Origin of the sequence: Microbacterium sp. (assembly GCF_049661145.1) — a bacterium.
Taxonomy (GTDB): Bacteria; Actinomycetota; Actinomycetes; order Actinomycetales; family Microbacteriaceae; genus Microbacterium.
The window spans coordinates 1-10333 of record NZ_JBASZT010000295.1 but is presented as its reverse complement, the minus strand read 5'-3'; the positions used below and the strand labels follow the sequence as shown (position 1 = coordinate 10333).

10 protein-coding genes, 3 tRNA genes and 1 pseudogene are annotated in these 10333 nt (G+C 69.6%); 5 read left to right on the top strand and 9 right to left on the bottom strand.

What is annotated here, in order from left to right; genetic code table 11:
* The 4 genes from WBP48_RS12580 to WBP48_RS12565 form a co-directional block, all read right to left on the bottom strand.
* Positions 1–698, bottom strand: a 698-nt coding sequence (locus WBP48_RS12580; RefSeq protein ID WP_424440925.1) for a GMC family oxidoreductase, incomplete at its 3' end; no start/stop codon positions are given.
* A 17-nt stretch (positions 699–715) separates the two neighbouring features.
* Positions 716–2563 (bottom strand): aldehyde dehydrogenase family protein, encoded by a 1848-nt coding sequence (locus WBP48_RS12575; RefSeq protein ID WP_424440923.1) that lies wholly within the window; start codon positions 2561–2563, stop codon positions 716–718.
* 195 nt (positions 2564–2758) lie between these two features.
* Positions 2759–3016, bottom strand: coding sequence for a glutaredoxin family protein (locus tag WBP48_RS12570; protein WP_424440921.1), 258 nt, complete (start codon positions 3014–3016; stop codon positions 2759–2761).
* Between the two features lie 67 nt (positions 3017–3083).
* Positions 3084–4199: a polysaccharide deacetylase family protein gene (locus WBP48_RS12565; protein ID WP_424440919.1), complete on the bottom strand. Its 1116-nt coding sequence runs from the start codon at positions 4197–4199 to the stop codon at positions 3084–3086.
* A gap of 162 nt (positions 4200–4361) precedes the next feature.
* On the opposite strand from WBP48_RS12565, the gene WBP48_RS12560 reads away from it, so the two are divergent.
* Positions 4362–5501, top strand: a complete 1140-nt coding sequence (locus WBP48_RS12560; protein WP_424440917.1) for a carboxylate-amine ligase — start codon at positions 4362–4364, stop codon at positions 5499–5501.
* 1 nt (position 5502) lies between these two features.
* Positions 5503–6231, top strand: a complete 729-nt coding sequence (locus tag WBP48_RS12555) for a DUF72 domain-containing protein (protein WP_424440915.1) — start codon at positions 5503–5505, stop codon at positions 6229–6231.
* An 18-nt stretch (positions 6232–6249) separates the two neighbouring features.
* On the opposite strand, the gene WBP48_RS12550 is transcribed toward WBP48_RS12555, so the two are convergent.
* A complete protein-coding gene (locus WBP48_RS12550; protein ID WP_424440913.1) occupies positions 6250–6549 on the bottom strand; it encodes a hypothetical protein in 300 nt (99 codons plus the stop codon).
* A gap of 272 nt (positions 6550–6821) precedes the next feature.
* Here WBP48_RS12550 and WBP48_RS12545 point away from each other — a divergent pair.
* Positions 6822–6947 (top strand): annotated as a pseudogene (locus WBP48_RS12545) (IS256 family transposase); the annotation flags it as partial.
* Positions 6948–7470: 523 nt separating this feature from the next.
* Here WBP48_RS12545 and WBP48_RS12540 read toward each other — a convergent pair.
* The 3 genes from WBP48_RS12540 to WBP48_RS12530 form a co-directional block, all read right to left on the bottom strand.
* Positions 7471–7543 (bottom strand) — tRNA-Phe (locus WBP48_RS12540).
* A gap of 79 nt (positions 7544–7622) precedes the next feature.
* Positions 7623–7696, bottom strand: a tRNA-Asp gene (locus tag WBP48_RS12535).
* A 29-nt stretch (positions 7697–7725) separates the two neighbouring features.
* Positions 7726–7798, bottom strand: a tRNA-Glu gene (locus tag WBP48_RS12530).
* Between the two features lie 231 nt (positions 7799–8029).
* Between WBP48_RS12530 and WBP48_RS12525 the strand changes: the two genes are divergently transcribed.
* Positions 8030–9418 carry a peptidoglycan DD-metalloendopeptidase family protein gene (locus tag WBP48_RS12525; protein ID WP_424440911.1) on the top strand — a complete coding sequence of 463 codons (1389 nt, stop codon included), beginning with the start codon at positions 8030–8032 and terminating at the stop codon, positions 9416–9418.
* A gap of 13 nt (positions 9419–9431) precedes the next feature.
* On the opposite strand, the gene WBP48_RS12520 is transcribed toward WBP48_RS12525, so the two are convergent.
* Positions 9432–9965, bottom strand: coding sequence for an inorganic diphosphatase (locus WBP48_RS12520; protein WP_424440909.1), 534 nt, complete (start codon positions 9963–9965; stop codon positions 9432–9434).
* 159 nt (positions 9966–10124) lie between these two features.
* Between WBP48_RS12520 and WBP48_RS12515 the strand changes: the two genes are divergently transcribed.
* Positions 10125–10333: ATP-binding protein (locus tag WBP48_RS12515; RefSeq protein ID WP_424440907.1), on the top strand; the 209-nt coding region annotated here is incomplete at its 3' end.

Genomic DNA, 10333 nt, shown 5'->3' with positions numbered 1-10333 from the left:
GTCCCGGCGTCCGCCGCGCCACCCGCGCTGCTGAAGGTCACGCGTCGCACGAGCGCGTCGGTGATGACCCGCAGGTTGCGTCGCCGCCCGCCCGGCCTCAGGTAGGCGTCCGCCGTCGATGCCCGGGTACCGCGGTGCTGCGTGACCATCGTCTGCGAAAAGCCCTGACCGGCGGGGAGGTTCGCGGCGGTGACCGGATGCCGCAGCTCGCGCGCCGCGGCGAGGAACGCTGCCGTGTGCGGGCGCGGATCACGCTGGTGCTCGACCGTCTGCGGGCCGGCGGCGCCCTGCGTCGGATCGGCAGGATCCTGCGTGCGCTCGATGCGCGCGAACAGGGGCGCGAGGGACCGCCACGACCAGGTGTCGCCGGCGACCGTCGCCCACTCGTCGTAGTCGGCGGCGAAGCCGCGCACCCACATCATGGCGTTGAGCGACGACGACCCGCCGAGGGTCCGGCCGCGCGGCCAGTAGATCGTGCGACCTTCCAGTTCGCGCTGCGGCACCGTGTCGTAGTTCCAGTCGTAGCGACCGCGGAACAGTTTCGAGAACGCCGCGGGGATGTGCAGTTCGAGCGCACGGTCGACCGGTCCCGCCTCGAGCAGGATGACGCTGACCCCGGCATCCTCGCTCAGCCGCGCCGCCAGCGCCGCGCCCGCCGACCCGGCGCCGACGACGACGTAGTCGGCCTCGGAGGCCATACCCCGCGCGGGAGCTTTCACGCGCCGAAGGCCTTCGCGAGGGTGACCGAGAGTTTCACCCAGTCGCCGTCGATGCGGAATCGCGTCAAACCTTCGCAGACGGCGGCGCCGGTGCGCGAGGTCACGAACCACGGCGGCTTGGGGAGCACCGACAGGCCGAAGCCGCGCCGCGCCGAGAACCGCGCCGACGACACCGACCGCGGGAACGGCCGGAACGGTCCGCGCAGGACCGTGCGTTCGACGCCGTCGAGCAGGAGTGCGTTGTGCACGATGCCCATGCCGCTCGGGGCATGTTCGAGCGTGCCGCCCGGGAACGCGCCCCACGCCGCGGTCGGGGTGAGGAAGCCGAATCCGGTCCATGCGTTGACGGCGACGGTGCCGTAGCGCAACTCGGCGATCGCATGCTCGAACCCGTCGCCGAGCGCCGCCTGCGTCGTGGGGTCGATCAGCACGTTCGCGCCGAGCGTGCCGGTCAGCTTCTCGTTCGCGTGGGCGACGGCGGCATCGAGGAACTCCTGCCCGTTTCCACCCAGCGCCACGACACCCAGCACCGGCGCGAAGTACTCGGTCGTCTCCAACGCCGCGGCTTCGGATGCCGGCGTCTCGACGAGCGCCCGCGTGCCGCCCGCGCACCAGGCCGCGTCGGGGTAGGCGGCCGCGGCGGCGTCGAGCCGGCTCCGGCTGTGCGGATACCACACCGGCCGCGACGGCGCCCGCTCATACGCGGCGCGCAGCTCGTGCAGGAACTCTGCGCGCTGCGCCCAGTCCCGCGAGAGCAGCACGACCTGACCGGCGATGCAGTTGTGCCCGCTGTTGTGCAGCCGCATCGTGACGACGTGCTCCGCCTGGAACCGCAGGTCGGCGCGCGACCACTCGCCCGGCACGACGATGATCGGCGAGACCCCGCCGAGCTCGGCCGAGATGGGCTTCTTCAGCTGCGGTCGCCCCTCGCGCCGTCGACGCTTCGCGGCCGCTCCCTTGCCCCACACGATCGCGCGGAAGGTCGCCTCCGACCCGGTGATGTGGACGTGCGAGATCGACGGATGCCGAGTGAGATAGCCGCCGACCTCGCCGCCGCCGCGTACGATTCGCAGGAATCCCGGGCCGATCAGCGGTGCGAGTGCGCGCTCGAACACCGGCACCAGCGCGTCCTGCGTCGGGTTGACCTTGAGGATCGAGACCCGGCCTGCGGCGAGCAACTCGTACAGCACGTCGAGGAACGGGATGGCGGTGATGTTCCCCGCCCCGAGCACGAGCCCGACCCCGCCGGATGCCGACGGGCTGCGCTGGCCGAGCCCCGCCGTGCGGCGGGCCTCTGCGGCCGTGATCCCCGGCTGCAGCCACACCTCGGTGGAGTATCCCGACAGCAGCAGGCGATCGGTCGCGTTCAGTGGTGAGGTGTGCACCACGGTGCGCGTGGCCGGGGCGGATCCGAAAGTCTCGCCACCGTGGGCAGGTTTCCTCGCCCCACGGCGCGGCAGCGCCACCGAAGAAGTGGACCCGAACCGCACGTCGTCGAGGGGAGAGCGTCCCGCGGCGAGCGCCCCGACGGTGTCGGCGTAGGCGTCGAGCGCGACGAGCGCCGCGTACGGACCCGACAGCCACTCCTCGCCCCGCAGCGGATGCCCGGGGGCGAGCCCCTTCGAGGTCGCCGCCGTATCGGCCCACTCTTCGGCCACGGCCGCCGTCGCGGCGCGCACGCGGCGGAGCAGTGTGTGGCGCTGCCCGAGGGTCAGCAGGCTCCAGGTGCGCGCACCGGTCTCGAGGCTCGTGATCGCGGCATCCAGCGACGCCCGCTCACTCTCGGCGATGCCGTCATCGTGCGCCGGGCGCGGTACGGCACTCGCGGTTGCGGTGGTGGCCACGGCATTCTCCTTCGAATCCACTGGGCGCGCTCAGCATACGCCGAGCCGCTACGTTGCGACCGAGCCGCTACGTTTCGACCGGTCGAAAGATGGCGGCTCGACGACGGACCGCAACCCGGGTCCGCGTCAGCTTTTCAGGGGCGCTGCCGCGCCGTGGGGGCGAGGAAGCCTGCCCATGGTGGCGAGACTTTCGAGCTAGATGAGGGCGAGCTCGCGCAGCTTCTCTTCGACGTCGGCGTTGCTCGGCTCGACGTGGTGCGTCGCGTCGGGGTACACGACGACGGGGATGTTGGTGCGGCCGGAGATCTCGCGTGCCACGTCGGCAGCCGCCGGGTCCGCGACGAGGTCGACGTAGGTGTAGGGGATGCCGAGGGCATCGAGCTGTGCCTTCGTGCGACGGCAGTCACGACACCAGTCGGCGCCGAACATTGTGATGGGGGAGTCCGAAGTCATGGTTCCAGGGTACGTCCGCCCGGGCGGCCGACGGCGCGCGCGAGGCCCTTCGGGGCGGGTGAGCCGATCACCCGATGAGGTCCTTGAGCGCGGGGACGCCCATGCCGAAGTTGATGCGCACGCAGGGGAGTGCGAGCTTGTCGGTGCCGACCTTCACGTAGCCCTGCTCGATCGTGCGCGCCATCTCGAACCCCGCCATCGTGAGGCCCTGCTTCGCGCGGTCGTCGTAGTGACCGAACGGATACGCCATGACCTCCTTGACGCCGCCGAGCGCCGCGGCAGAGGCTTCCATGTCGGCGGCGATCTCTTCGGGCGAAAGGTTGAGCATGAGCCCTTTGCCGTTCGCTCCGGCGCTGTGCATGGCGTGCGTGTGCGAGCGCGGCAGGATGAACCGGTTCTGCTCTGCGGCGCCGTCGCCCGTGATGTCGAAGGAGGTCGCCATGACTTGGAGTTGCTCGTTGATCGGTGAGGCCATCGTGAGCCACGTGGGGTCGGCGTCGTCGTCGGTCACGATGACCGAGTGATCGGGCAGGTACAGGGCGTCGTCGATGAACGCGCTCAGTTCGTCCCAGGTCGGAAGATAGAACGCCGAGTCTCTGATGTACTGCATGGCGGCGCGGTAGTCCTCGATGTAGGAGTAGTTGCCGCGCAGCCAGCCGCTCTCTCCCTCGGGTTTGTCCGTGAACTGGTGGTACATGAGAATCGGGATGCGGGCATTCGCCGCCGTGACCGCCTCGGGCGTGGTCCATGCTCCGTAGAGCATGAGCTGCTGGTCCGGGCAGGCGACGAGATCGGAGCCGTTGACTCGGGTGGCGGGATCTCCCGCGTTCGCGGCGGGATCGGCGGATGCCGCGGCCGCCGCCCCGGCGTCGACGTACCAGCCCGCGAAGGCCCGGCCCTCGGCGCGGGGGATCGGGAGGTGGTCGTAGAGGCGGTCCTGGATCTGCAACTGCGGATCGAGGGTCGTGCCGTCCAGCGAGAACGTCACAGCGCAGGCCCCGGCGACGTCGGCGTTGTCGGCCAGAAGCTGTTCCGCGGGAGTCAGCGGAGTCGGTGCGGGGGTCGGGATGGCATTCGCGTCGGCATCCGTCGTGGTCGGCGTCGTCTCGCCGGAGCATGCGGTCAGCCCCGACGCCACGAGACCCACGATGGCCAGCACGATGCCCGTCCGGATGATGCGCATGACGGTTCGTCCCCTGTCCGGCGCCCCCGCGCCCCTCCTCATCGTAGGTGGACCTCAGGGCAGCGAACGCCCATCGGCGGGTCGAGGCGTCGAGATCGAGCGGCGCGGCATCGCGTGTCAAGCCCCTGTTCCGCGGCGCTTCCTGCCGGTGTCATGGGAGGCGTGACCTATCTTGAACTGCCGACCGCCGCGCAGTACGAATCCCGGGAGGGACTGCCGGAGGACTCCCGGGAGCAGTCGCATGCGGCGACATTCGGGATGGAAGAGGAGTTCGTCCTGCTCGACCCGCGGTCGCTGCGCACCGTGGATCTCGGACTCGACGCCGTCGATGAGCTCGCCAGTCGCTGCCCCGGATTGGTGGCGCGCGAGTTCTTCCCGTCCCAGATCGAGTTCGCGACGCCGGTGTGCACGACGAGCGACGAGGCGCTGCAGGCGCTGCTGGCGTTTCGTGGCGAGCTCGCTGCGTGGGCGCAGCACGCCGGTGTGATCGTCGCTGCGGCGGGCACGCCGTTTCTCACCGCGGAGGCCGTCGCCGCGTGGAGGGGACGATATGCCCTGATCGCGGGAGACATCGCCGGCCTTGCGCCGGAGCATCAACTCAACGGGTTGCACGTTCACGTCGGCATCCCCGATCGAGATGCGGGAGTGCGCGCGTCGAACTTCGTGCGACCGTGGCTGCCGGTGCTGCTCGCGCTGTCGGCGAACTCGCCGTTCTGGCAGGGACACGACACCGGCTTCGCGAGCTGGCGGGCGATCCACAGCAGGCGATGGACGACGCATTCCACGCCACCGTTCTTCGCCGACGCCGCGGAGTACGACGAGGCGCTGGAGCGACTGGCGGGTGTCGGCGCGACATCCGACGCCGGGACGATCAACTGGCACGCCCGCCTGTCGCGGTCGCATCCGACGCTCGAAGTGAGGGTGTGCGACGCGCAGCTCGAGCCCACGTCGTCGGTCGCGCTCGCCGTCATCATCCGCGCCCTCGTCGTCATGGGGTTCGCGCGCGACACGCCGCGGCCGCAGCGATACGAGGGATGGGATGCCGCGCAGTGGCACGCCGCGCGCCACGGCATGACGGATTCGCTCGTCGACCCGTGGACGGGGCATCCGGTGCCCGCCGTCGCCGTCGCCGACGCTCTGCGCGAGCTCATCGGCGCGCAGCTGCAGCCGGGGGAGGACCGGATCGTCGACGGCTTCCTCGCCGACCTGTGCCGTCTCGGGACGGGCGCGGCGCGGCAGCGGCGGGCACACCAGCGCGGTCGGCTGGCGGAGCTGTACCGGGCGCAGGTGGCGGGCGGCTGACGTGGCCGCGGTACGCATCGGCACGTCGGGCTGGAGCTACGACCACTGGCGCGACCATCTCTATCCGCCGGGCACCAGCCCGGCGGGGCGGCTCGACGCGTACACCGCCGCGTTCGACACGGTGGAGCTCAACTCCAGCTTCTACCATTGGCCGCGGGTGGCGGCGTTCCGGTCCTGGGCCCGGCGGTTGCCCGACGGTTTTCTCATGACCGTCAAGGCCCCGCGCGGGCTCACGCATGCCGGCGTAGGCCTCGACCCCGCGAGGTGGACGGCGCGACTGGCAGAGGGGATGTCGGGGCTCGGCCCGTTCGCGGGACCGCTGCTGCTGCAGTTGCCGCCCAGCCGAGAGCGGGACGACGCATGGCTGGAACGGCTGCTGGGTGCCGTTCCGGGCGCCCGGGTCGCGGCGGTCGAACTGCGGCATCCATCCTGGGTGCATGACGATGTGTTCGCAATGTTGGAAGCGCACGGCGCCACCTATTGCGTCATGAGCGGGGCCGGACTGGCGTGCGAGCTGCGGGCGACTGCCCGTCTCGTCTACGTGCGTTTCCACGGTCCGGACCGCGAGCATCTCTACGCCGGTGGGTATTCGGATGCTGACCTCGACTGGTGGGCGGCGCGCATCGGCGAGTGGCGTGCCGGTGGCCACGACGTGCTGGCGTACTTCAACAACGACGGCGAGGGGCACGCCGTCTACGACGCTCGGCGGCTACGCGAGCGGGTGGGGTGACGGGAGAGCGGCCGAATCTCAGCGGGCGAGCGCGTCCCAATCGACCTCGATGCGCGTGGGATCCGTGCGCGAGATCAACGCGGGCAGCACTGCACCGACGCGTGGCCAGTGAACCAGTGACGTCACCACCGCGGTGCGCACGAGCGTCTCGGGAATGCCGTCGGCCTCGGTCACGACCACGAGCTCGCACTCCTGATACTTGCCGCGGCTCTTCGGCTCGCTCGCCCGCACGATTCTCACAGCACCACGCATCGAGTCCGCGAGGGGGTCGCCGAGCACCCGTTCGAGTTGGCGCGCCGCGTCATCGACCCAGTCCATTGCCCGAGCGTAACCGAGGGAGGGAGCTTCCTCGATGTGCGGGCTGCTCGACGGCGATGAGAGAAGCTCGACACTTCATTAAACGAAAGGTGGGGATGACCCTGAGGCTAGACCTGCCGGCGGAGGAGCGAAGCTGTCGCCCCGCCAGGATCAGGGTTGCGTCCAATAGCGTGGTGTACGGATCGGGTGGCCGCGTCGCTGTACACGTGGCGACGGTCACCGTGTGATCCTTCGAGAGAACTCTTCACATCCATCTCGAAAGGACCCCGACGATGACCGTCGCACCCCACGATATCGACCCTGCCCGTTTCCTCGAAGACCACGTCGCCCAAGCGTCCCCGGACCTGCTGCGGGAGATGCCCGGCACGTTCATCAACCAGCTGCGAGCTTCTTGCGCGGCTGTGCGAACTCGACGTGCGGGTGTCGGTTTGGCTCGTGCGCGGCATCCCCACCGAGAGGCGCGGCCCTTGTGCCTGTCTGCCCTCACGGACGCAGCCCTCCGAGACGGAGTCGCTCATCTCGTGATCGAACGTGACGCCTCGTTGGAGCGTGCCGATCGGCAGCTGATCGTCGCTGCGCTTCGAGCGCACCCCGCGTCAGACCTTCGGTACGAGCACGTGGCGCCGCAGGATAGGCCGTTGCTCTGGGTGAGCGATGCTGTTGCGGTGGTGCTACTCGAACGGTGGCGACTGGGTGCGGCGCGTCGAGGCCGTTGTCCAGGGGCGCGTCACCCGGCTGTAGAAACACGTGAGCCTGGCTCGTCATACCGTCCGGAAGACTGCCAGGCTCCGAGGGCTACTGCCCGCCGTACACGCGCTCAACGACCAGCCTCGAAAACCAGCGCTCACCAGGGAAAAGCAAAACCCCCGCCATGTAGAAGCTAGGCGAGGGTTTCTGGGATGACTGTAACGATCATCCGTGTGGCTCCGACGGGCGTCGATCCCGTGACCTCACGATTTTCAGTCGTGCGCTCTACCAACTGAGCTACAGAGCCGCATGGCGTCCGAAGATCGCCATGTCCTAGACGAAAGGCCCTGGGCTTCAACAGAAGACAAAGGGCCCGTCGCTCAGAGCGACCCTGACGGGACTTGAACCCGCGACCTCCGCCGTGACAGGGCGGCACGCTAACCAACTGCGCTACAGGGCCATGCTTGTTCAGTTGTGTTCCGGAGAGAGTGACCCCAACGGGATTCGAACCCGTGCTACCGCCGTGAAAGGGCGGCGTCCTAGGCCGCTAAACGATGGGGCCGAGCGAACCCGGAGGCTCATTCTTACCGACGCTCAAGCATACGCATCATCCCTCCGATTCGGAAATCGAGGGCGTGGGATGCCGACTCCACGCCGCGCCCGCGTCAGGATGGGACGCGCACGCCACCGCGCGACCAGAATCCCTGTCCACCTGGGCCGATATGGCGGATCTTGTAGTGTGGCGAGGGTCAACCCGTCTGATGGGGCTGTCGATATGAGTAAGGGGAGGGACGTGGAGCACGACGAGCCGGTCTTGCCGAGCGACTGCGGCTGTGCGCCCACCCCGCGCGAACACCGCGCGTTGCAGGGTCCGGTGAGCCGCCGCATGGCGCTCGGGCTTGGTGGCGTCGGCATCCTGAGCCTCGGCGCTCTGGGCCTCGCCATCGCGCCCACGGCGTTCGCCGCCGACTACCCCTCATGGGACGACGTACAGCGTGCGAAGAACGACGAGGCCGCGAAAGCCACGGAGGTCGCCCGCATTCAGGGACTCATCGCCTCGCTGCAGGCCGACGTCGCCGCCAAACAGGCCGAGGCCGATCGTCTCGCCGGCGAATACCTCGCGGCGCAAGAGGCTTTCGAGGCCGCCGCAGACAACGCCGCCTCGCTGCAGGCGCAGGCCGACGCCGAAGCCGAACGGGCACAGGCCACCGCGGAGAAGCTCGGCCGCCTCGCCGCCCAGCAGTATCGCGCCGGTGCCGACGATGCCGCGCTCGAGCTCTTCTTCTCCGGCTCGGCGGCCAGCGCCGACGACCTCCTCGCCAAGCTCGGCACGATGGACCGCCTCGTCGAAGCCAACCGCGGCGTCTACGCCGACGCGGTGAGTGCCCGCGACAACGCCACGAACCTCTACAACCAGGCGCAGGTCGCCCGGGACGAGCGCGATCGCCTGCAGAAAGAGGCCGAGCAGAAGATGGTCGCCGCGCAGGATGCCGCGGTGGCCGCTCAGGCGGCCCTGGACGCCCAGACCGAGAACCTCGGCACCCTGCAGGCCCAGCTGGCGGCCCTTCAGGACACCACCACAAAGACGATCGCCGACTACCAGGCCGGCGTCGAAGCCGCCCGCAAGGCCGAAGAGGCGCGCAAGGCTGCAGAAGCGGAAGCGCGCCGCAAGGCTGCCGAAGACGCCGCTGCTGCCGCCGCTGCCAGCAGCGGCGGCAGCCGCAGTGCTGGAGGCGGTGGTGGTACCGGCGGCGAGGCTGGGACCGGCGATTGGGTGCGCCCCACCTCCGGCTACATCAGTTCCTGGTTCGGAAACCGGGGCACCATCTGCGGCAACGGCGTGTGCGTCACCGGTCACCGCGGCATCGACTTCGCGACCGCGTGCTGGTCGCCCATCTATGCGGTCACTTTCGGTCGTGTCGTCTATGCCGCCTGGGGGGAGGGGTGGGGCAACTACATCAAGGTCGACCACGGCGACGGCACCATCACGGGTTACGCCCACATCGCCAACGGCGGCTACAACGTCAGCTATGGCCAGAGCGTCAGCCGCGGGCAACTCATCGCTTACGTCGGCAACACCGGTGCCTCGACCGGCTGCCACCTCCACTTCGAGGTCTACGAGGGCGGCGTCCGCGTCGACCCCGCACCCGTGTTGCTGCAGCACGGCGTCAACGTCTACTGACCGCGACGATTGCTCAGATGGTCTTCGGTGCGTGGCCCTCGCCCTGCGTCGCAGTCTGGTGACCTTCCTCCTGGAAACGCTGGAACGCTTCCGCGACCAGGCGCTCGGCCACGGCGGCGTCCGCCCACTCGTCCACCTTGACCCACTTGCCGGGCTCGAGGTCCTTGTAGTGTTCGAAGAAGTGGGTGATTTCGCCCTTGGTCCAGTCGTCGAGGTCACCGACGTCCTGGATGTGCGCCCAGCGCGGGTCTTTCGCCAGCACCGCGACGACCTTGTCGTCCCCGCCGGCCTCGTCGAGCATCTTCAGCACGGCAACGGGGCGTACCTTCGCCATGACTCCGGGGTACAGGTCGCGGTCGAGCAGCAGCAGCACGTCCAGCGGGTCGCCGTCCTCGCCGAGGGTGTCCTCGAAGAACCCGTAGTTGGCGGGATAGCCCATCGGCGTGAACAGCACGCGGTCCAGGAACACGCGGCCGGTGCCGTGGTCGACCTCATACTTGACGCGGCTGCCCCGCGGGATCTCGATGACGGCGTCGTACGCGCCCATGTTTGCTCCTTCGGAAGAACGGGTGGATACCGCGAAACAGCCTACTCGGGGGAGGTCCTGCGTAACTCCGCCTGAATGGGCGCGAAACCGGCCGGTGGAGGCGGTGGAAGCGATCTGAGCAGGAGTTGTGCAGATCGCAGCGCGGCTAGCGTGGGTGGGGTGGAGCCCCGTCCGAGCCTCGCCCCCGCTGTCGCCGAGATCCGCCGCGCCGTGCGCCTCGCGCTCGAAGGTCGCACGGCCCCGGTCGTGATCGGTCTGTCCGGCGGGGCGGACTCCCTCGCGCTGACCGCGGCCGTCGCTTCCGAGGCGCCGAAGCTCGGCGTCGCGGCGTCGGCCGTGGTCGTGGACCACGGGCTGCAGCCCGGTTC